Origin of the sequence: Polaribacter sejongensis (assembly GCF_038024065.1) — a bacterium.
Taxonomy (GTDB): Bacteria; Bacteroidota; Bacteroidia; order Flavobacteriales; family Flavobacteriaceae; genus Polaribacter; species Polaribacter sejongensis.
Genome location: NZ_CP150667.1, coordinates 1,814,199 through 1,835,729, shown reverse-complemented (window position 1 = coordinate 1,835,729; position 21,531 = coordinate 1,814,199). Strand labels below are relative to the sequence as shown.

The 21,531-nt window shown below is 31.2% G+C and carries 19 protein-coding genes; 11 read left to right on the top strand and 8 right to left on the bottom strand.

What is annotated here, in order from left to right; translation table 11 throughout:
• Window positions 1-33: 33 nt before the first annotated feature.
• Complete coding sequence (locus WHD08_RS07565) at window positions 34-1,458, top strand: L-serine ammonia-lyase (RefSeq protein WP_208888654.1); 1,425 nt, start codon at window positions 34-36, stop codon at window positions 1,456-1,458.
• An 84-nt stretch (window positions 1,459-1,542) separates the two neighbouring features.
• On the opposite strand, the gene yaaA is transcribed toward WHD08_RS07565, so the two are convergent.
• From yaaA to WHD08_RS07550, 3 genes are all read right to left on the bottom strand, one after another.
• Window positions 1,543-2,301, bottom strand: coding sequence for a peroxide stress protein YaaA (yaaA, locus tag WHD08_RS07560; protein WP_208888655.1), 759 nt, complete (start codon window positions 2,299-2,301; stop codon window positions 1,543-1,545).
• Between the two features lie 187 nt (window positions 2,302-2,488).
• Window positions 2,489-3,529 (bottom strand): RluA family pseudouridine synthase, encoded by a 1,041-nt coding sequence (locus tag WHD08_RS07555; protein WP_208888656.1) that lies wholly within the window; start codon window positions 3,527-3,529, stop codon window positions 2,489-2,491.
• Window positions 3,530-3,645: 116 nt separating this feature from the next.
• The gene (locus WHD08_RS07550) at window positions 3,646-4,203 is read right to left on the bottom strand and encodes a PASTA domain-containing protein (protein WP_208888657.1); all 558 of its coding nucleotides are present in this window, start codon (window positions 4,201-4,203) and stop codon (window positions 3,646-3,648) included.
• 92 nt (window positions 4,204-4,295) lie between these two features.
• Here WHD08_RS07550 and WHD08_RS07545 point away from each other — a divergent pair, with 92 nt between their 5' ends.
• The 6 genes from WHD08_RS07545 to WHD08_RS07520 all read left to right on the top strand — a co-directional run bounded on the left by WHD08_RS07545 (window position 4,296) and on the right by WHD08_RS07520 (window position 12,110).
• On the top strand, window positions 4,296-5,270 hold the full coding sequence (locus WHD08_RS07545) for a D-alanine--D-alanine ligase (protein ID WP_208888658.1): 975 nt from the start codon (window positions 4,296-4,298) through the stop codon (window positions 5,268-5,270).
• Window positions 5,271-5,583: 313 nt separating this feature from the next.
• The gene (locus WHD08_RS07540) at window positions 5,584-5,943 is read left to right on the top strand and encodes a four helix bundle protein (protein WP_208888659.1); all 360 of its coding nucleotides are present in this window, start codon (window positions 5,584-5,586) and stop codon (window positions 5,941-5,943) included.
• Window positions 5,944-6,025: 82 nt separating this feature from the next.
• Window positions 6,026-6,481, top strand: a complete 456-nt coding sequence (gene coaD / locus WHD08_RS07535; protein WP_208888660.1) for a pantetheine-phosphate adenylyltransferase — start codon at window positions 6,026-6,028, stop codon at window positions 6,479-6,481.
• A gap of 2 nt (window positions 6,482-6,483) precedes the next feature.
• On the top strand, window positions 6,484-8,241 hold the full coding sequence (locus WHD08_RS07530) for a M14 family metallopeptidase (protein WP_208888661.1): 1,758 nt from the start codon (window positions 6,484-6,486) through the stop codon (window positions 8,239-8,241).
• Window positions 8,242-8,244: 3 nt separating this feature from the next.
• Window positions 8,245-9,360, top strand: a complete 1,116-nt coding sequence (locus WHD08_RS07525; protein ID WP_208888662.1) for a lactonase family protein — start codon at window positions 8,245-8,247, stop codon at window positions 9,358-9,360.
• A 1,061-nt stretch (window positions 9,361-10,421) separates the two neighbouring features.
• A complete protein-coding gene (locus WHD08_RS07520) occupies window positions 10,422-12,110 on the top strand; it encodes an LIC_10190 family membrane protein (protein ID WP_422894396.1) in 1,689 nt (562 codons plus the stop codon).
• Between the two features lie 309 nt (window positions 12,111-12,419).
• On the opposite strand, the gene WHD08_RS07515 is transcribed toward WHD08_RS07520, so the two are convergent.
• The 4 genes from WHD08_RS07515 to WHD08_RS07500 all read right to left on the bottom strand — a co-directional run bounded on the left by WHD08_RS07515 (window position 12,420) and on the right by WHD08_RS07500 (window position 17,301).
• Entirely contained in the window at window positions 12,420-13,232 is an 813-nt protein-coding gene (locus WHD08_RS07515; RefSeq protein ID WP_208888664.1) for a TdeIII family type II restriction endonuclease, read from the bottom strand.
• Window positions 13,233-13,260: 28 nt separating this feature from the next.
• The gene (gene dcm, locus WHD08_RS07510; protein ID WP_208888665.1) at window positions 13,261-14,499 is read right to left on the bottom strand and encodes a DNA (cytosine-5-)-methyltransferase; all 1,239 of its coding nucleotides are present in this window, start codon (window positions 14,497-14,499) and stop codon (window positions 13,261-13,263) included.
• Between the two features lie 105 nt (window positions 14,500-14,604).
• Window positions 14,605-16,497, bottom strand: a complete 1,893-nt coding sequence (locus WHD08_RS07505) for a SulP family inorganic anion transporter (RefSeq protein WP_208888666.1) — start codon at window positions 16,495-16,497, stop codon at window positions 14,605-14,607.
• A gap of 201 nt (window positions 16,498-16,698) precedes the next feature.
• Window positions 16,699-17,301, bottom strand: a complete 603-nt coding sequence (locus WHD08_RS07500) for an NUDIX hydrolase (RefSeq protein ID WP_208888667.1) — start codon at window positions 17,299-17,301, stop codon at window positions 16,699-16,701.
• A 7-nt stretch (window positions 17,302-17,308) separates the two neighbouring features.
• Here WHD08_RS07500 and pyrE point away from each other — a divergent pair, with 7 nt between their 5' ends.
• Together pyrE and WHD08_RS07490 are read left to right on the top strand one after the other, a co-directional pair.
• Window positions 17,309-17,950: an orotate phosphoribosyltransferase gene (gene pyrE, locus WHD08_RS07495; RefSeq protein ID WP_165732852.1), complete on the top strand. Its 642-nt coding sequence runs from the start codon at window positions 17,309-17,311 to the stop codon at window positions 17,948-17,950.
• A 10-nt stretch (window positions 17,951-17,960) separates the two neighbouring features.
• Window positions 17,961-18,350: an SRPBCC family protein gene (locus tag WHD08_RS07490; RefSeq protein WP_165732851.1), complete on the top strand. Its 390-nt coding sequence runs from the start codon at window positions 17,961-17,963 to the stop codon at window positions 18,348-18,350.
• Here the strand turns inward: WHD08_RS07490 and WHD08_RS07485 are convergent.
• The gene (locus WHD08_RS07485; RefSeq protein ID WP_165732850.1) at window positions 18,347-19,078 is read right to left on the bottom strand and encodes a biotin--[acetyl-CoA-carboxylase] ligase; all 732 of its coding nucleotides are present in this window, start codon (window positions 19,076-19,078) and stop codon (window positions 18,347-18,349) included. The two genes, WHD08_RS07490 and WHD08_RS07485, sit on opposite strands and share 4 nt — an antisense overlap.
• 87 nt (window positions 19,079-19,165) lie before the next feature.
• On the opposite strand from WHD08_RS07485, the gene rsfS reads away from it, so the two are divergent.
• Window positions 19,166-19,534 carry a ribosome silencing factor gene (gene rsfS, locus WHD08_RS07480; protein ID WP_165732849.1) on the top strand — a complete coding sequence of 123 codons (369 nt, stop codon included), beginning with the start codon at window positions 19,166-19,168 and terminating at the stop codon, window positions 19,532-19,534.
• A gap of 20 nt (window positions 19,535-19,554) precedes the next feature.
• A complete protein-coding gene (gene ftsH, locus WHD08_RS07475) occupies window positions 19,555-21,528 on the top strand; it encodes an ATP-dependent zinc metalloprotease FtsH (RefSeq protein WP_165732848.1) in 1,974 nt (657 codons plus the stop codon).
• Window positions 21,529-21,531: the final 3 nt, after the last annotated feature.

The following is a 21,531-nucleotide window of genomic DNA, read 5'->3' as shown; positions in this document are numbered from 1 at the left end:
ACATTTACCGCTATTCTTAATTAAATCTTACGAATGTCGCAATTTATTAGTGTTTTTGATATGCTTAAAATAGGTGTTGGCCCCTCAAGTTCTCATACACTTGGCCCTTGGCGAGCTGCCGAACAATGGATCCTTCAATTAAAAGAAAATAATAACTTTGATTTGGTTGATGCTATTCAGGTAGATTTATATGGGTCTCTGTCTTTAACAGGAAAAGGACACGCTACCGATTTGGCAATTCAGTTAGGTTTAAGCGGTGCAGATCCAGAATACTTACCTATAGAAAACATTGCTACTATTATTGATGATATTAAAGATAAAAAAGTACTTTCTTTAAACGGAGAAAAAGAAGTGCCTTTTTATAAAGAATCAATTGTCTTTAATAGAGCCTTTTTACCATTTCATGCAAACGGAATTACTTTTAGAGGTTTTTTTAATGGCGATGAAGTTTCTACACAAACTTATTTTTCTATTGGTGGCGGTTTTATTGTGCAAGAAAATGATCATTTAGAAGAAGAAATAGAAATCAATAAAAAGAACTTTCCGTATCCAATCAATAGAGCTTTACAGCTTGAAGAATATTGTGAAAAAGAAAATTTATTAATTTCTGATATTGTTCTTTTAAATGAATTAGAATTAAATTCTGCAGAACATATAGATAAAGAATTGCATAGGATTTGGGATACGATGTTAGAATGTATGCATACAGGCTGTCATACAGAAGGAAGGCTTCCTGGAGGTTTAAATGTAAAAAGACGTGCTTTTGATACGCATAAAAAATTAATAAAAGATACCAGTTATACAAACCCTAAAGAATGGCTTACTGCCATTAGAAGTACAGAAGTAAAGTTTAGAGAAATTTTAAAATGGGTAAGTTGTTTTGCTCTTTCTGTAAATGAAGTAAATGCCGCTTTGGGTAGAGTAGTTACCGCACCAACAAACGGAAGTGCTGGCGTAATACCTGCTGTTTTAATGTATTATATGGTGATAGAAAATCACGAAGCAGATTTTAGTCACGTTAAAAAATTCTTATTAACGGCTGGCGAAATTGGGAGTGTTTTTAAGAAAAATGCTACAATCTCTGCAGCCATGGGAGGTTGTCAGGCAGAAATAGGAGTCTCTTCTGCAATGGCAGCAGCTGCTTTAACAGAACTATTAGGAGGTACAGCAGCTCAATGTTTGTCGGCTGCAGAAATTGCTATGGAACATCATTTAGGTTTAACCTGCGATCCTATTGCTGGTTTGGTGCAAGTGCCTTGTATAGAACGTAATTCTATGGGCGCAATAAAAGCGATTCATGCCGCAGAAATTGCCTTAGAAACAGATCCTAAAGAAGCTTTGGTGCATTTAGACAGTGTAATAGATACCATGTGGGAAACCGCAAAAGACATGAATAAAAACTACAAAGAAACCTCAGAAGGTGGTTTGGCAGTTACAGTGAGAATTGTAGATTGCTAATCAGTGGGCAGTTTACAGTCTCAGTATTCAGTAAGAGTTCACAGTGAAAAACTGAAAACGGTCACTGAATACTGTAAACTATTTTTATCTTGTAAACACCAAATCATTTCCAGAAGATAACTCTTCAGAAAAACGATATTTATCAACATTAAAACCTTTTAAATCTTCAATAGTTTTAACGTTATTGTCAATAATATAGCGTACCATTAAACCACGTGCTTTTTTAGCGTACGTCATCACAATTTTATATTCTCCGTTTTTATAGTCTTTAAAAACAGGTGTAATCATTGGTACTTTTAAAACCTTTTTAGGAATCACTTTAAAGTACTCTGTACTTGCTAAATTCACTAATAATTCTCCATCCTCTAATTCATCATTCAAAGCATTCGCAACAGTATCATCCCAGAATTTGTATAGATTTTCTTTAGTTCCTACTTTTAAACGAGTTCCCATTTCTAAACGATACGGCTGAATTAAATCCAACGGTTTTAACAAACCATACAAACCAGATAAGATTCTTAGATTATTTTGTAATAATGGAATTTTCTCTTCTTCAATAGAGTTTACATCAATTCCTTGAAAAACGGCACCTGTAAAAGCATAAATTGCTTGCTTTGCATTTTCTGGAGTAAAAGGAGTTGCCCAAGATTGATTTCTATCATAATTTAAAGCAGACAAATCATCAGAAATTTTCATCAATTCAGATAAATTTTTCTTAGAAAGTGTTTTTAGTTTCTTATTTAACTTTTCAGATTGGTCTAAAAAACGTGGTTGCGTATGTAAGCTTGTTGGTACTTTACTTTCGAAATCTAAAGATTTTGCTGGTGATATTATGATTTTCATATGATGTAATTCAGAAATAATTAAAGTATAAAAATACAAATGTTTATAGATTTCTTAAATGTATTTTAAGAGTAATATTTAATACTACTATCATTAAATGTAATAGTAAAGTTGATTTTCGATAAGTGTTTTCTATTTTAAATAAAAAAACTACTTTCTGTTTAGGAAAGTAGCTTTTTAAAATTAGTTAATCTAATTCAATATCTTTAGAATTCTCAGAGTAAGTTCTCCATTTTTCTAGACATTCTGTAATATCTGACGGTACTTCAGAATTAAAACGCATAAACTCACCCGTTTTTGGATGCGTAAATCCTAATGTTTTTGCATGTAGTGCCTGTCTTGGTAACACTTTAAAACAGTTGTTTACAAATTGCTTGTATTTAGTAAACGTAGTTCCTTTTAAAATATCATCTCCACCATAACGTTCGTCATTAAAAAGCGTGTGTCCAATGTGTTTAAAGTGTGCTCTAATTTGGTGTGTTCTACCTGTTTCTAATTTACATTGTACTAAAGTTACATATGTTAAGCGCTCTAAAACTTTATAATGTGTAACAGCGTGTTTTCCAAAATCTCCATCAGGAAAAACAGACATTTGTAAACGATTTTTTAAACTACGGCCTATATTTCCTTCAATCCTACCTTCATCTTCTTCTACATTTCCCCAAACTAAGGCGTAATACAAACGCTCTGTAGTTCTGTCAAAAAACTGTTTAGATAAATGAGCTAAGGCGAATTCGGTTTTTGCAACTACCAATAAACCACTAGTATCTTTATCAATTCTATGCACCAAACCTGGTCTTTCGTTAGAATTAGTTGGTAAGTTTTCTATATGATGAATTAAGCCATTCACCAAAGTACCAGAATAATTTCCGTGACCTGGATGTACTACCATACCTGCAGGTTTGTTCACTACAATTACGGTATCATCTTCATAAACGATGTCTAAAGGAATGTCTTCTGCCACCAATAAGTTTTCTGCTGGTGGATATGTTAAAACAACTCTAACTACATCGTTTGGTTTTACTTTATGATTCGATTTTACAATGGCATCATTCACCAAAATATTTCCTGCTTTTGCAGCTTGTTGAATTTTATTTCTAGTGGCGTTTTCTACAAAATTCATTAAAAATTTATCAACTCTTAAAGGTTCTTGTCCTTCACTAGCTGTAAATCTGTGATGTTCGTACAAATCGTCGTTTTCTATATCTTGAGGTTGATTTTCTTGCAAAATTTATTTTTTAAGTCGAAGTAGACATTCATCGAATATCAACCTTTAACAGTTTAATTTTTTATTTTTGAATACTGAATACTGAATACTGAATACTGAATACTGAATACTGAATACTAGTTCCCGTTTCCGTCACCTAAAACTAAATCTACGATAGAGTTTAGTGGTAATTTATCTCCGTGATTTAGAATTTCTCCTTTGTAACGCAATCCACGTACAACATCTTTACCAATATCTCTAACAGAAATTGGGTTTGTACCAATATTAAAACCAATAGAGCGTAAATGAGAAGTAGCTTGTCTTTTTGTTCTTCCGTTTAAATCAGGGACAGTAACATCTCTATATTTAGAGGGGTTTAAGGTTAAGTAAATTTTACGTTTTTCTTTTACAAAATCTCCTGTTTCTGGAGATTGTTCAATTACAGATTTTTTTGGATAATCTGGATTGTAGCTCGCGCTATCGATAACAATAAAATCTAGATTTAATTCTTCTAACTTTAGCTTTACATTTTCTAAAGACATTTTATGTAAGTTAGGAACTTGAATTTTTTGATCGTGATTGGTAGAATAGCCTAACCAATATTTTAAAGCAAAAATAAAGACCAACAAACCTACACCTGCAATAATAACTTGTATAAAGAAGGACTTACTTTTAATAAATTGAAAAACACTCATTTTTTGATTTTTAGAACGCACAAAGATATAAAAACTAAACGTTGCTATTTCTATAATTATTTTGATAAATTTGTTTTATTATTTTAGAATCCATGAAACAGAATATTGCAATTGTAATGGGTGGTTATTCATCCGAAGTTAATATTTCACTAACCAGTGGAAATGTAGTGTACAAGCACTTAAATAAAGAGAAATACAATCCGTATAGAGTCCATATTTTAAAAGATAAATGGGTTGCTTTAGATGATGATAATCAAGAATATCCAATAAATAGAAGCGATTTTTCTTTTTCATTGAATGGTACTTCTGTTATTTTCGATTGTGTTTTTAACGCAATACATGGCGCGCCCGGAGAAAACGGAACCTTGTTAGCGTATTTTAATTTGATCAATTTAAAACACACTTCTGCACCTTTTTATCAAATGGCATTAACATTTAATAAGCGAGATACTTTAAGTGTTGTTAAAGAATATGGCATTAAAACGGCAGTTTCTGTGTACTTAAATAAAGGTGATGTTGTAGATTTAGATGCTATAATTAACAAAGTTGGGTTGCCTTGTTTTGTGAAACCTAATAATGCGGGTTCTAGTTATGGAGTTTCTAAAGCGCATACAAAGGCAGAAATGTTACCTGCTTTAGAAAAAGCATATAAAGAAGATACAGAGATTTTAATTGAATCTTTTTTAGACGGACCAGAAGTTTCTGTTGGTGTAATTCATTATAAAGGAGAAACTACAGTATTGCCAATTACAGAGATTGTTACAGAAAACGATTTCTTTGATTATGAAGCTAAATACGAAGGGAAATCTCAAGAGATTACTCCTGCTAGAATTTCTGATGAAGAAAAAGTTAAAGTAGAAGAAATAGCAAAAAAGGTCTATAAAATTTTAAATATGTCTGGTTTTTCACGTTCAGAATATATTTTGGTTAACGGAGAACCACATTTCCTAGAAATGAATACGGTACCAGGTTTAACCGAAGAAAGTATTTTACCGCAACAAGCGAAAGTGGCAGGTATTTCTTTAGAGGAATTATTTGATAACGCAATTCAGTCGGCTTTTTTATAGAAACAAGATGTTTTTGAACCACGAGGCATGAAGATCACTGTTGTGTAATTGAAACAGGATGTTTTTTGAAACATGAGAGAAGGTGATCACTGTTGTGTGATTGAAACAAGATTATCACTGTTATGCTGTTTGATGCAAGATGATGTTGAAGCACGAAGCAAGATTATCACTGTTGTGTCGTTGAATCAGGATGTTTTTGAGACAAGATATTTTTGAAACAACGCGTAAAAACTAATTTATGTATATTGTAGTAACCAGAATGATTCTTGGTTCTTAGTTCAAAAACATCAAAAAATCAAAAAATTACAAAACTATGAAAAGACATAATTTTAAAAAGTTACAAATTTGGCAAGAAGCAATAGAATTAGTTACCTTAAACTATAAATTTACGTCAACTTTACCTGATTTCGAAAAATTTGGTTTGGTGAGTCAATTAAATAGGTGTGCTGTTTCTATTCCTTCTAATATATCCGAAGGTACAAGTAAAAGGACTAATAAACATTTTGTTTCTTTTTTAGAACATAGTTTAGGTTCTGCTTTTGAATGGGAAACACAAATTATAATTTGTAATAATTTAAACTTCATGTCTCATGAAGTTTTTCTCGATTTAGAAAAAAGAATTCAGAAATTACAACAAAAAATATCAAATTTTATAGACTCCTTAGATAAGTAATTTTATTTCAAGAGTCTTCGTTCGTGGTTCAAAAACATCATGATTCAAAAAAATCTAATAACATCAAATTTTTAAATAATAAATGAAAAGAGCAATTTTTCCAGGATCATTTGATCCAATAACATTAGGTCATTTTGATATCATTGCAAGAGGTGTAAAATTGTTTGATGAACTAATTATTGCCATCGGTGTAAATGCGGACAAAAAATATATGTTCAGTTTAGAAGAACGTAAAAAATTTATTGAAGACTGTTTTGCGCATGAACCTAAAATAAAAGTGGTTACCTATAAAGGGTTGACAGTTCATTTTTGTCAAGAAAACAATGTCGATTTTATTTTAAGAGGTTTAAGAAACCCCGCAGATTTTGAGTTCGAGAAAGCAATTGCACATACAAACCGAGATTTAGCGCCTATAGAAACCGTGTTTTTATTAACCGCAGCAAGCACTTCTTATATTTCTTCATCTATTGTAAGAGATGTAATTAGAAATGATGGAGATTACACAAAATTAGTTCCTAAAACGGTAAGAATTAAATAAATATGTGTAAACCTTTTAAAGCATTTTTTTTAGTTACTATTTTACTGTTGCTATTTTCTTGTGATCAATTATCTAAAGAAAAAAAAGATTTCACAACACTTTTCGAAAAGTCTAACGGAACCGAAACGCCAGAATACAAAGACATCATTTCATATTATAAAGATTTAGCTGAATCACATTCTTCGATATCTTTATTTTCGTTCGGACAAACAGATTCCGGAGAACCTTTGCATTTGGTTGTTTATAATAGAGAAAGTGTTTTTAATGTGGATGAAATTAAAAAATCAACCAAAAATAGAATTTTAATTAACAACGGAATTCACCCGGGAGAATCAGACGGAATTGACGCTTCCATGTTGTTGCTTAGAGATATTGTGGAAAACGATTCTTTAATAGAGAAATATAAAAACACTGTTATTTGTGTGATTCCAGTGTACAATGTTGGCGGTTCTTTAAATAGAAATTCGCACACAAGAGCCAATCAAAATGGCCCAAATGAATACGGATTTAGAGGAAATGCAAGGAATTATGATCTAAATAGAGATTTTATAAAACAAGACTCTAGAAATTCAGCGGCTTTTACAGCCGTTTTTCATACTGTAAACCCAGATGTTTTTATAGATAATCATGTAAGTAATGGAGCCGATTATCAATATGCAATTACACATTTATTTACGCAGCACAATAAACTAGGAGGGAAGTTAGGTAACTTTTTAGAGACACAGATGCGTCCGAGTATTGAGAATTCACTAGAGCAAAAAGGAATTTCAATTACACCTTATGTAAATGTTTGGGGCACTACTCCAGAAACAGGTTTTTCTCAGTTTTTCGATTCTCCAAGATATTCTACAGGATACACAACTTTGTTTAGTACCTTAGGATTGATGGTGGAAACACACATGTTAAAACCTTATAAAGTAAGAGTAGAACAAACGTATGAATTGATGTTTTCTGCGTTAGATTTTACGGAAGATCATTCCGATAAAATTAAAGAATTAAGAGCCAATGCTGTTGATGAGGTGTTATCTAAGAAAACTTATCCTATTGCTTTTAAGGTTGATAAAGAAAAACCTACAGAATTACAATTTAAAGGCTACGAGGCCGAGTATATCGATAGTAAAGTAACTACAGGGAAACGTTTGTTTTATGATACTACAAAGCCGTACACAAAACCCGTGAAATATTACAATAATTTTGTAGCGACTCAGTTTGTAAAAATTCCGAAAGGGTATATTTTAGAACAAGGTTGGCATAAAGTTTTAGAGCGCTTAAAAACCAATAAAATTGAATTTACTCGTTTAAAAAATGATACTATCATAACGGTGGAAGTAAATCATATTGCTGAATTTGAAACTCGAAAAACAGCCTACGAAGGTCATTATTTACATTACAATACCACAGTAAAACGGGTAACCCAAGATTATCAATTTAGAAAAGGAGATATTTACATTTCTACAAATCAAAACGGAGTTCGATATTTGTTAGAAACGTTGGAAGCTGCAGCAACAGATTCTTTTTTTAATTGGAATTTTTTCGACACTGTTTTACAACAAAAAGAAGGGTATTCTGCTTATGTTTTTGAAGATATTGCAGCCTCTTTTTTAGCTAATAATCCATCAATAGAAAAAGAGTTTTTAGAAAAACTGAATACAGATACTGAGTTTGCAAATAATCCAAAAGCACAACTAGATTTTATCTACAAAAAATCACCTCATTACGAACCAGCACATTTACGTTTGCCAATTTTTAAAATATTTTAAATTATGAAAGTACTACCAATCGTTTTGTTATCCATATTTTTCTTCGGATGTAAATCTGAAAAAGTTAAAACAGCAACAACAAACACAGTTGTTAAGATTAATTCCTTTTATGTTGGTACGTACACCAATAAAGATGCAAAAGGAATTTATAAATACGAACTTTCAGAAAAAGGAGAGCTACGAAAAGTAGGCTTGGTTGCAGAAACCATAAATCCTACTTTTTTAACGAAATCGAAAGATGATAAAATACTTTTTGCAGTGGGAGAAACCAATGTAAACGGAACTGGATTTATAAAATCTTTTAAAATTGAAAATGATTCTTTACTATTGGTAAGTAACGAAAAGTCTGGTGGAGCAGGGCCTTGTTTTGTCGCTATAAATGATGATAATTATTTGGTTACGGCAAATTATGGTGGCGGAAGTGTTGGTTTATTAAAGGCAGATGCTTCTGGTAAATTATCAGAGTTATTAAATGTGCAACAACATGTTGGTAAAGGAACAACAGACAGACAAAAAGGACCTCATGCGCATTCTGCGTGGTTTCATCCAACAAAAAAAGAAATTATCTCTGTAGATTTAGGAACCAATGAATTGTTGTTTTCTAACATAAATGAAGATAAACTTGTTTATACCAAGCAAAAGTCTTTAAAAATGGCAGAAGGAGCAGGACCAAGACACCTAACGTTTCATCCAAATAATAAATGGATTTATGTTTTAAATGAATTAGACAATACGGTTTCTCTGGTAAAAGAAAAAGAGGAATCGTATTTTGTAGATTTTACAATTTCTACCTTGCCAAAAGAATTTGCAGATTATAGCAAAGCAGCAGATATTCATATTTCTAAAGATGGAAAGTTTTTATATGCATCAAATCGCGGACACGAATCTATTGTTATTTATGTAGTAAATGCTGAAAATGGGACGTTAACCACAATTGGTTACGAACCTGTTTTAGGAAAAAATCCTCGTAACTTTTCATTGTCTTCAGATGAGCAATTTTTATTAGTTGCAAATCAAGATACCGATAATATTGTTTCTTTTAAAAGAGATATTGCTACGGGTATGTTAACTTTTGTAAGTGAGATTGCTGCACCATCTCCAGTTTGTATTTTGTTCTAGGTTTGTAGTAGGTGAAATTCAATTAGTGCGTTTTCTGTCTGATTCGGTCAAAGACTTTGTAGCGTGGTAAATATCCTTCGACAGGCTCAGGAGGACATTTTGCCTTTAAATTGGATTAAGATATATTATTAGTTATATTTTGTTTTCAAGAGTTATCAGGTAAAACTCAATGCAATGCTGGTGCGAGCGTCTCGCTCGTACTTTCTGAATTCTATTTATAAAAAAAAACAGCATAGATTGTTATGAGAGAAGTATTGTCGATTGCACGAGCGTGACGCTCGCGTTAGCGGATATTTATATATGAGTCTGTAGATTTAAATTGTTTTCAGATATTTTATTACAAAATCTATGTATCAATTTTGCAACGATATGTCAGTCAGAGCTTGTCGAAGACTTCTTTGAGTGTAAAAGATCCTTCGACAAACTCAGGAGGACATTGTGAATTTAAATTGGATTCAGATATATTATTAGTTATATTTTGTTTTCAAGAGTTATCAGTTAAAACTCAATGCAATGCTGGTGCGAGCGACTCGCTCGTACTTTCTGAATTCGATTTACAAAAAAAAACAGTATAGAATGTTATCAGAGAAGTATTGTCGATTGCACGAGTGTAACGCTCGCGTTAGCGGATGTTTATATATGAGCCTGTGCATTTAAATTGGTTTCAATTTTATAACACAAAATGTATGTTTACTATGTGTCTTTGTAGTTGATTTTGTACGTGTTAAAAATCCTTCGACAAGCTCAGGAGGACATTTTGCCTTTAAATTGGTTTCAGATATATTATTACAAAATCTATGTATCAATTTTGCAACGATATGTCAGTCAGAGCTTGTCGAAGACTTTTTTGAGTATAAAAGATTCTGCGATAAGCTAAGGAAGACAATGTGAGTTTTAATTGGGTTTAGATATATTATAACATAAAACCTATGTTTACTATGTGGTCAACTTTTTTTAAGAGTTGTCTGTTCGAGCGCAGTCGAGAACAATTCGATATTTAAGGAAGTAGAAAATTATTTTATTCGTAACTTGTAATCTCTAAAATCAATTTTAAAAAACACATGCTTTTAATTTTAATTAATTGGATTTATATTTTTATATCCTCCTTAAGCTTTGGGTTCTTATTAAAAAAACTATTTAAAATTGAATCCCAAAATTTTACCATCCACCATATTTTAGGACTGTTTTCAATTACATTATTCAGTTGGCTGTATGCTTTTTTCTTTGCTTTAGATCTTGCTTTTTACGGAATAATGAGCAGTATCACTCTTTTCTGTCTTTATTTTTTCAGAAATGATATTAAGATCCAGTTTAATCTGATTAAAAATAGTTGGTTGTCATTTAGTAAAACCTATAAATTTGGACTCCTTTTTATTTTTATCATTGCTTTGGCAATGTCTTCGGTTACACCTTCCATTTTTGATAATGAGAGTTATTACCTACAAACCATTAAGTGGTTAAATGAATATGGTTTTGTAAAAGGATTGGGGAATTTACACATCTTTTTTGCGCAAACTTCTAGTTGGCATATTTTACAAGCAGCGTTTACCTTTCCATTTTTAGAAACAAATTTTAACGATTTGAATGGTTTCTTTTTAATCATCTTTTCTTTTTTCTGCTTTCAGCAGTTGCATCAATTTAAGACAACAAAAAAAATACATCAATTATATATAGGAAGTGTGTTGGTTGGTTTGCCTTTTATTATTTTTTTCATCAACGCACCATCGCCAGATTTACCAGTGTTTTTAATCAGCCAGTTGTTGTTTTATCTTTTTATAAAGCATTTTAATAAGATTGATTATTCTAATTTTATTCTTATTCTATTACTCACAATTTTCTTATGTGTTATTAAAATTACGACGTGTGTATTGATTTTATTACCATTAATTTTATTTGTAAAGCATTATAAAATACTGAAAAGTAATTTGGTGAAACCAATTGTATTCTCCCTTTTTGTAGTTGGATTGTTTTTAATGAAAAATGTAATTCTTACCGGTTACTTGTTATATCCTTTACAAATTTTAGATGTTTTAGATGTCGATTGGAAAGTACCAACAGCACTTATTCAATTGTTTAAAGTAGGTACGTATAGTGCTGCCTTCGATTATCAAGAGTTGGCAAACCTTTCTACTTATCAATTGTTTATTGCTTGGATAACCTCGTTTAAATTTAACGGAATTATCAATATTATATTTACCACGCTTCTGGTTTCTTTTCCTTTTTTATGGTATTTTAAAAGTAAAGAAAAGTCCGTGTTTATTTTGTATATCATTGGTGTTTTACACTTTGTATTGGCTTGGGTTTTCTCTCCTCAATACCGCTTCTTCTTTTTTTACATGTTATTCTTTGCTATGCAAATCTGTGTTTGGTTTTTTAGAAAAGAAAAAACAATTGTATTTTTTACGGCTGTGAGTTTGTTATTAAGTTTGGTACCTTTTTTAACAGAATTAAAACTGAGTAATTACACAACCATTAAAAAAACGAATACTAAAACAAGCCTTTTAAAGTTTAATAATATCCTACAACCAAATGTAAATTCTAGCATGAGTGCCGACTTTGAGCAACATATAGAAAACGGATTTCATTATAATTCGCCAACAAAAGAAAGTTATTTCTGGACTGTAGGGATTGTGCCTTTGCCAGCTGTGAATTTCAAACAAATTTCATTTATAAAAAAGCACTATAAAATTATTCCGAGTTTAAGAACTGAGTATATTGGTGATGGTTTTAAGAGTGTGAATTGTGAGTAAAGTTAACCGATGTTTTAATTTATGACTTTTGTGTATTTCTAGTCTTATTACTTAGGTTTCATTAAAAGAAGGAGTAGTAGAACAACACAATTTCTTCGATTACCCAATGACAAGAATGTAAGAATCTCTGAAGATTCATGTGGGTGTTTTAGATAAAATTCATGAACCTCCAGCAAGGTATTGGCTAATTAGGTGGGGCTGTAATTGAGCGCGCAATTTGCAATGCCATTTTTAATGCAACCGGTAAACGTCATAGAAGTTTGCCTTTGGTGGATTTTGGGTTGGTTTAAAAATAAGAAATATAATTTCTTATTTTTCATAAAATATTTCCTGAATAATTTCTTCTAATTCACCTGACTCAGAAATAGAAATAAAAGCATTATGAATGATCTGGTAGGTATTTTCTCTACCCGAACAAAAATCCCAAAACTGATTTTCTACCCATCCTTCATTATCAGGTTCTATTGGCCAACCACCTCCCATCGTTTTGCTCCAGAAATTTATTTCTCCATATGGATTGTAAGGAAAGACAATTCGTGATTGAGCAGATTGGTTTGGAAATTGCGAATAAAAATATGCGTACCAATTAATTACTTGCTCAAAACACCGAGAAAGAGCACCTACATTTGGTTGAACAGTTTTAGTGTCAAAAAAATAATTTATTTCATTTTTTTTTAACCAAATATCAACACCAAAACCTCTTGGAGCAGCTGAGAAATCACTTATTGGATTGTTAATATAAGCCTGACATATTTCTTTTATTCTGTCATGACAATAAACTGAATTAAAAATAGGATCTTTATTATTTCTTCCTTCAATTACAATTTGTAATGTGTTTTGTAAATTTGCAGGCATATTTGTAGGCTTCGGTAAGTTTTGATTTATTACTTCAAAACCATTAAGACTTGCTAAATTTTTTGCAAGTGGTTCCCAAAGTGTTGTTCCTAAAGAGGTTTCCATGCCTCCAACTATTGAACGAATCTTTCTTTCTACAGGAATAATTAAATCAAGTATCTGAAAATTAGGGACAACATCTATCCTGTTTTTTATAAAATTTGTAATACTTCTAATTACTGTATCTCTAGAAATTTTAAATACTTGTTCTTCTGTTGGTATAGCCATAATAATAAATTATGACCGAAATATAATCTTATTTAATTACACTTTCGTAATAAGAATTCAAAAAGTTAATAATAGAATAACCTATTTCCTGTCCCAAATTACAAGGAACAGCATTTCCTATTTGCTTATATTGCTGAGATACTGAGCCTGTAAATTTCCAATCATCTGGAAAAGTTTGAATTCTTGCATATTCACGAACGGTAAAAGGACGTGTTTCTTCCGGGTGACATCGTTCCGTTTGTTTTTGAGCTGGACTACAGGTAAGTGTTAAACTTGGTTCATCCCAACCAATTCTTCTTGCAATTCCTGTTTTCCCTCCGCCTAAATAAAAACTTTTACCCATATACTTTTTTTGGATATCTAAAGGTAAATTTCTCCAATATCCTTTTTGAGGAACTAAATCTAAAACCTCTTTTTTATACTCAGGATATTTTGAGCCTTCTGATTTAGGTACATCAGAATTATATAATTCTCCTTTTTTTAGGGCATCAATTAAATTGTAAATTTTATAATGAGGTTTTGGGTATTCAAATTTTATATCTATATCTTTTCTAATTCCTACTAAAATTAAGCGTTCTCTTTTTTGAGGTACTTTGTAATTTATAGCTTTTAAAACTTGAACAGGAACAACATTATAGCCTATTTCGTCTAAAATAGAAATCATACCTTGTAAGGTTTTTCCTTTTTCATGAGATAATAACCCTTTTACGTTCTCTCCTATACAAATAGGTGGGTTTACTTCTTTTACGACTCTTGCAAATTCGTAAAACAAAGTTCCTCGAGCATCTTGAAGTCCTAGTTTTTTTCCAGCATAACTGAAAGCTTGACAAGGGAAACCTCCAGTGACAATATCAACCTTATTATTATATTCTTTAAAATTAAAAGATTTAATATCACCTTCTAAAACATTCCATTTAGGACGGTTTTCTCGTAAAGTGTTGCAAGCCCATTTATCTATTTCGTTTAAAGCAACACATTTAATTCCAGCTTTTTCTAAACCTATAGCTAAACCTCCTGCTCCAGCAAATAATTCTAAAACTTTAAAATTTTTAATTGGTTTTACAGCATTATCTACAGTATCTTCGTAGTTAATTGATAGCTGCTTCAATAATGTATTAACTTGTTCTTTTTTGTATATTCTATACTCACTAATTGGTTCTCTAACAGCAGTAAATTTACCATCTCTATCCCAACGCCTTAGAGTTTCCTTGCTTTTCCCAAGGATTTGAGAAACTTCATTTAAAGAATAATAATCTTTTGTAACCATATTACACAACCTTATACATTGGTTACAAATTTAGGTAAAAAAAATGAATTAAAAAAGCTCAACTTTTAAAAGTTGAGCTTTTTTAATTATCTATAAATACATTCTCTAAAATTTATATTCACCTAATGGTTTAGGAAAATCTTCAGGATTCGCTGCTAAATGATAACGAGGATCATCAATATCTTCTAAAATTACCTCAGAAAAAACAGGGCTAGATTTGTATAATAATAGTTTACAATCTTCGCTTAAATGTTTTAAAGTTACTTTTTTACCAGCTGCTTGGTATTTTTCTACCAAGTTAAAAATTGCTTCTATGGCAGAATGATCTGTAACACGTGCTTCTACAAAATCTATTTCTACAACATCTGGGTCATTTTTTATGTCAAACTTCCCGTTAAATTCTGTAATACTTCCAAAGAAAAGTGGTCCCCAAATTTCGTAAATTTTTGTTCCGTCTTCTTTAAAGCGTTTTCTAGCTCTAATTTTCTTAGCACTTGTCCAAGCAAAAGATAAAGCAGAAATAATAACCCCAACAAATACGGCAATGGCTAAATCAAAGAAAACTGTTACTGCAGATACTATGATTAATACAGCAGCATCAGACATTGGAATTTTCTTTAAAATTCTGAAACTAGACCAAGCAAATGTTTCTATAACCATCATAAACATAACTCCAACAAGCGCTGCAATTGGTACTTGCTCAATATATTTATCAGCAAATAAAATAAAAGTCAATAGGGTTAAAGCCATCATTATACCAGATAAACGTCCACGTCCGCCAGCATTAATGTTTATAACTGTTTGCCCAATCATACCACATCCACCAGTACCACCAAAAGCACCACTTACAATGTTTCCTGCACCTTGCGCAATACATTCCTGATTTCCGTTTCCTCTAGTTTCTGTTAATTCATCTACTAGATTCATAGTCATTAAGGTTTCTATTAAACCAACTGACGCTGCTAAAAAGGCATACGGAGCAATAAACTTTAAAGTATCTAAATTAAAAGGAAGGTTGCTCCACAATTCTAAAACATTTAAGTTTTTAGAAAGTTCTGCAATTCCGTTTAAACCAGCTCCACCACCGTCTCTAATAAAATCTCCAACATTAATAGAATTTAATCCGGTAAAAATAGAGATTAAAGTAACTATTAAAATAGCTGTTAATGCAGCAGGAATTTTTGTTGTAATTTTAGGTAAGCCCCAAACAATTAACATGGTTAGTAATACCAAACCAATCATTACATATAAGGTGTTGCCTTGCATGCTATATTTTACAACTCCAGAATCTTTAACAGAATAAAAACCTTCATCAGAAATATTAAAAACTACTTTTTTAGTGTTAAGATCAAAAACCTGACCTTCAGAAATTAAAAATAACTCTTCGTTTGTGGTACTATTTTTAACGATATTATCATCAATAGTAAATATTACCGTGTTAGAAACTAAATCTTTAACTTGGTTATTAGATACGCTATAAACCAGTTCTTTAGATTCTGTTTTACGCATATTTTGTCCGTAGAAATCTTTTTTGTTTTCTTTAAACATTCCCAATTGTGCCATAAAAATAACAATGGCCAATCCGTTTACAAAGCCCATCATTACGGGATGCGGAATTAGACGTACAAATTTGCCTAACTTAAAGAGGCCAGCAAAAACTTGTATCACACCCATTAATACCACGGCGGCTAAGAGATAGAAATAGCCCATATTTTCTACAGGATTGTCAAATAATAAGCCTTTTGCATGTCCTTCTTGTATCATATGAACAAAAATAACAGCTACAGCACCTGCTGCTCCAGAGATTAAACCTGGTCTTCCACCAAAACTTGCTGAAATAATTCCTACTACAAAAGCACCAAACAATGCCACAATAGGACTTATTTGTGCTACAAAGGCAAAAGCTACAACTTCTGGTATCATTGCTAAGGAAACGGTTATTCCTGCAAGTACATCATCTTTTGCGTTTGGTAATATTTTTCTAATAAATTCAGTCATAATTTGGTTAATTTTTAAAGTCGGCAAAGATAGACGGTTTTTTTAAAAAACGACCTTTCTTATGAGTATTGTTAATTCATATAAATGTATTTATCAGATAACTACGCAATGAATTCTTGAATAAGAACTAATTAAAAATGAAATACTTAACGGAGTAAAGAGAAAAAATTATAAAAACGAATATTAATTCTTAGAACTTTACTAATTAGAATTTTCTAGATAGGTGTTATACACTAATTGAATATTTGCATACGTATTTTCTAGTGCGGCCTTAATTGCTGTTTTATTTTTAAAAACAACTTCGGTAATGCCTTCTTCTAGTTGAGGTGTTAGTTTTTCTGAATAATTAGAAGTCATTAAATACCAATAAGTCTGTTTTAGTTTAACTCCTTTATGAAAATAAATATGATAGGTTGTCAGTAATGGTTTGATCATTTCTAGATTAGAAATGCCACATTCTTCTTCTACTTCTCTAATTGCAGCCGTTTCTATGGTTTCTCCTTTTTCAATCCATCCTTTTGGTAAATCCCAAACACCGTTTCTAAAAATAAATAAAACTTCTTTTTTGGGGTTTATTACTAATCCGCCAGCGGCGGGAATTAACTTCATATTTGATAAAAAAGATTTCCAATCATTCTCTAAGTCAGTAGAGTAGAAAACAACCCCTTTAAGTTCCTTGCTTTTTAGTTTCAGAATAATTTCATCAAAAACAATATTCTTAAAATTGTAAACAGGAAAAATATTTTCTTTTTGTGAACAAGAAGTGAAAATTATTGGCGTATCATTTACAAAAACTTTATACATTTGCGATATGATTTTAAACAAAGATACGGCAAAAAAAACAGCTGAACTTTTATTGCAAATAAAAGCAATAAAGTTAAGCCCAAATGATCCCTTTAATTGGGCGTCAGGTTGGAAGTCTCCAATATATTGTGATAATAGAGTTACTTTATCTTATCCTCCAGTTCGTGTTTTTCTTAAAGAAGAAATATCAAAACTTGTAGAATTAGAATATGGTAAGCCAGATGTTATTGCTGGTGTTGCTACAGGTGCAATTGCTATTGGGGTTTTAGTAGCGCAACAATTAGGTGTTCCTTTTATTTATGTTAGGCCAGAGCCAAAAAAGCATGGTAGAAAGAACCAAATTGAAGGGCATTTAGAAAGCGGACAAAATGTTGTTGTAATTGAAGATTTAATAAGTACAGGTAATAGTAGCTTAAATGCAGTAGAAGCTTTAAAAGAAGCGGGTGGTGTTGTAAAAGGTATGGTTGCTATTTTTTCTTATGGATTTGATATTGCAAAGAAGAATTTTGAAGAAAAAAATGTAGGATTAACTACTTTAAGTAATTACGAAAACTTGTTAGAACAAGCTTTAGATAGTAATTATATTACAGATAAAGAGTTGGCTACATTAAATGATTGGAGAAAGAACCCTAGTGAGTGGAAACAGTAAAATTTAAAATATGAATATAAACGGAAATACAGTTACTATTGACAAATCTGCTGAAGAATTGTTTGCCTTTTTTTCAGATTTAAAGAACTTTGAGCAATTAATGCCAGAAAATATTCAAAAATTTGAAGTTGATGGTGAATCTTTTATATTCGGTTTACCTGGTATGCCAGAGATTAGACTTGTTTTAAAAGAAAAAACACCGTTTACTAATATTACATTAGGTGCTGCAAGTAGTAAATTACCTTTTACTTTAGCTGCGGATCTTAATGAGATTGAAGAAAACAAAACAGAAGTAAGCTTAAAATTCGATGGAGAATTTAATGCAATGATGGCAATGATGATTAAAAAACCATTGACAAAATTTGTAGATACACTTACAGAAAATATAGGGAAACTTTAAAGGAAAGAAATTTCTTTAAGTCCAAATTCTTTGATGACATCGTCTTCTAATTGAACTTGTAGCTTTCCGAAATCTGAAATTCCAGAAATCATTCCCATAAAAATCTCATCCTTACTATTTTTAAACATAGTAGGGATATTTTTTTTATACAATACGTCTAAATATTTTTCTTCTAAAAGGTTGAAATTTTGAGAAGTTAAGCGTTTTATATTTTTTTTAATTTCGTCTAAAATAGCTTTTAGTAAAAGATCTAAATCATATTCTAGACCGGTTTCTAATTTTAAAGAAGTAGCGTTGTTTAAGTATGCTGGAAAAGTTTCTTGATTTATATTTATCCCAATTCCTACAAAAGAATTTTTAATACGGTCGCCAGAAAACGTGTTTTCTATTAAAATGCCACAAATTTTCTTGTTTGCTGACAGAATGTCGTTAGGCCATTTTATAGACGGCTTTGGTAAATTATTAGCAAATAAAACATCATAAATAGCTAATGAGATTGCAAAGTTTAAATATTTTTTTTGAACTACCTTTAAATCGGTAAAGCTAATAAAGATACTGAATGTAAGGTTTTTGTGAGGTTCGGATACCCACTTGTTTTGTTGCTGACCTCTCCCTTTTATTTGGTTTTGAGTAACAACAGTTGTAAAATTCTCTAGGGTAGAATTTTGAGCTAAATCCTTTAAAAAAGAATTCGTAGAATCGGTGGCACTAAGTTTGATTGTTTTCAAGTGTTAAATAAAGTGTAAACTACTGTAATAATACACAAAATACTCGCAAAAAAATAATAACTTTGCGTTAAATATAGAAAAAAGTTAATGACAAATAAAAAAGTAAGTACAGATGATTTAATTGCTTTAATTATTAAAGGGATTGATGAGGTAAAAGGAGAAAATATTCAATTATTAGACTTACGAGATATAGAGAATACTGTATGCGATTATTTTATAATCTGCTCGGGTAACTCAAATACACAAGTAAATGCAATTTCTGGTTCTATTCAAAAAATAGTAAGCAAAGAACTTAAAGACAAACCTTGGCATATAGAAGGTCAAACAAATTCTGAATGGGTTTTAATGGATTATGTAAACGTAGTAGTACACATTTTTCAAAAACAAGTTCGTGACTATTATGATATTGAAAGTCTTTGGGGTGATGCAAAAATTACAGAGATAAAATCAGTTTAATCTTTTTATTTTTTAAATAAATGAGTGATTCAAAAAAAGATAGTAATTCTAATATGCCTAAATTTAAGTTTAACGCGTATTGGATATATGGTGCAATATTTGTAGTAATAATGGCATTCCAGTTTTTTAGTAGTGGAGATTTAGCTACTAAAAGTATTTCTAAAAATGAGTTTAATGACATTTTAAAAGACAATGATATTTCTAGAATTGTTGTTTTAAATAATAATTTAGCTCAGATTTATATTAAAGAAGAAGCACAAAAAAAAGAGCGTTATAGTAAGATTATAAACTCTGCTTTTTATACACAAGGCTCTTCTTTTTATGACTATAATTTCGGGGATTTACAAAATTTCGAAAATAATATTGAAAAAGCGAGACAAGCGAACGAGTTAGACTTTGATATAAAAAATGAAAACAAAACAAGTATTTTTGATACTATTTTAGGTTTCTTACCTTTTATAATATTAATTGCTGTTTGGTTATTTTTTATGAAAAGAATGTCTGGTGGTGGTGCTGGATCTGGTGGTGGAGGTCAAATCTTTAGCATTGGTAAGTCTAAAGCAAAGTTATTTGACAAAGACACAAAGGTTAAAACTACGTTCGAAAATGTTGCCGGATTAGAAGGTGCTAAAGAAGAAGTACAAGAAATTGTAGACTTCTTAAAGAACCCTGAGAAATATACTTCTTTAGGAGGTAAAATTCCAAAAGGAGCTTTATTAGTAGGACCTCCTGGAACAGGAAAAACATTATTAGCCAAAGCAGTTGCAGGTGAAGCAGATGTTCCTTTTTTCTCATTATCTGGTTCAGATTTTGTTGAAATGTTTGTAGGTGTAGGTGCTTCTCGTGTAAGAGATTTATTTAAAAAAGCTGCAGAGAAATCTCCATCTATTATTTTTATTGATGAGATAGACGCTATTGGTAGAGCTCGTGGAAAAAATAGTATGACTGGTGGTAATGATGAGCGTGAAAACACGTTGAATCAATTATTAACAGAAATGGATGGTTTTGGTACAGATGTAAATGTTATTGTATTAGCAGCAACAAACAGAGCAGATGTTTTAGATAGTGCGTTAATGCGTGCTGGTCGTTTTGATAGACAGATCTATGTAGATTTACCAAACATCAACGAAAGGAAAGAAATTTTTGAAGTACACATCAAACCTTTAAAATTAGCAGAAGATGTTAAGATAGATTTCTTAGCTCAACAAACGCCTGGTTTTTCTGGGGCAGATATTGCAAACATGTGTAACGAATCGGCATTAATTGCTGCCAGAAATGGTAAAAAAGCAATTCATCATCAAGATTTCTTAGATGCTGTAGATAGAATTGTTGGTGGTTTAGAAAAGAAAAATAAAGTAATTACACCTAAAGAGAAAAAAGTAATTGCTTTTCATGAAGCAGGTCACGCAACTATTAGTTGGATGTTAGAGCATGCTGCACCATTGGTAAAAGTTACTATTGTACCAAGAGGACAATCTTTAGGAGCTGCTTGGTATTTGCCAGCAGAAAGAATGATTGTACAGACAGAGCAGATGTTAGATGAAATGTGTGCTACCATGGGAGGTAGAGCCGCAGAAAAAGTAATGTTTGATAAAATATCTACAGGGGCTTTAAGTGATTTAGAAAAAGTGACTAAGCAAGCAAAAGCAATGGTAACTGTTTATGGTTTAAATGAAGCAGTTGGTAATGTTACCTATTATGATTCTTCTGGAAACGATGGTTTTGTTAAACCTTATAGTGAAGAGACTGGTAAAACAATAGATCAAGAAATTTCTAAAATTATTGAAGCTCAATATTTAAGAGCAATCGAAATTTTACAAGAAAACAAAGATAAATTAACGACTCTTGCAGAATTATTATTGGAAAAAGAAGTTATTTTTAAAGACGATTTAGAAAAGATATTCGGTAAAAGACCTTTTGAAGAACCTCTTGAAGTAGAAATCGTTGATGAGAAAAAAGACATTCCTCCAGTAGAATTAAAAACTGAAGAATAATAA

Bases quoted from the DNA above. Each gene is read 5' to 3' on its own strand.
- WHD08_RS07520 (WP_422894396.1), top strand. From the start codon at position 10,422: ATGCTTTTAATTTTAATTAATTGGATTTATATTTTTATATCCTCCTTA.
- ftsH (WP_165732848.1), top strand. From the start codon at position 19,555: ATGAGTGATTCAAAAAAAGATAGTAATTCTAATATGCCTAAATTTAAG.
- yaaA (WP_208888655.1), bottom strand. From the start codon at position 2,301: ATGAAAATCATAATATCACCAGCAAAATCTTTAGATTTCGAAAGTAAA.
- WHD08_RS07525 (WP_208888662.1), top strand. From the start codon at position 8,245: ATGAAAGTACTACCAATCGTTTTGTTATCCATATTTTTCTTCGGATGT.
- WHD08_RS07540 (WP_208888659.1), top strand. From the start codon at position 5,584: ATGAAAAGACATAATTTTAAAAAGTTACAAATTTGGCAAGAAGCAATA.
- WHD08_RS07500 (WP_208888667.1), bottom strand. From the start codon at position 17,301: ATGTATAAAGTTTTTGTAAATGATACGCCAATAATTTTCACTTCTTGT.
- coaD (WP_208888660.1), top strand. From the start codon at position 6,026: ATGAAAAGAGCAATTTTTCCAGGATCATTTGATCCAATAACATTAGGT.
- WHD08_RS07565 (WP_208888654.1), top strand. From the start codon at position 34: ATGTCGCAATTTATTAGTGTTTTTGATATGCTTAAAATAGGTGTTGGC.
- WHD08_RS07505 (WP_208888666.1), bottom strand. From the start codon at position 16,497: ATGACTGAATTTATTAGAAAAATATTACCAAACGCAAAAGATGATGTA.
- WHD08_RS07515 (WP_208888664.1), bottom strand. From the start codon at position 13,232: ATGGCTATACCAACAGAAGAACAAGTATTTAAAATTTCTAGAGATACA.
- WHD08_RS07490 (WP_165732851.1), top strand. From the start codon at position 17,961: ATGAATATAAACGGAAATACAGTTACTATTGACAAATCTGCTGAAGAA.
- pyrE (WP_165732852.1), top strand. From the start codon at position 17,309: ATGATTTTAAACAAAGATACGGCAAAAAAAACAGCTGAACTTTTATTG.
- dcm (WP_208888665.1), bottom strand. From the start codon at position 14,499: ATGGTTACAAAAGATTATTATTCTTTAAATGAAGTTTCTCAAATCCTT.
- WHD08_RS07550 (WP_208888657.1), bottom strand. From the start codon at position 4,203: ATGAGTGTTTTTCAATTTATTAAAAGTAAGTCCTTCTTTATACAAGTT.
- rsfS (WP_165732849.1), top strand. From the start codon at position 19,166: ATGACAAATAAAAAAGTAAGTACAGATGATTTAATTGCTTTAATTATT.
- WHD08_RS07545 (WP_208888658.1), top strand. From the start codon at position 4,296: ATGAAACAGAATATTGCAATTGTAATGGGTGGTTATTCATCCGAAGTT.
- WHD08_RS07530 (WP_208888661.1), top strand. From the start codon at position 6,484: ATGTGTAAACCTTTTAAAGCATTTTTTTTAGTTACTATTTTACTGTTG.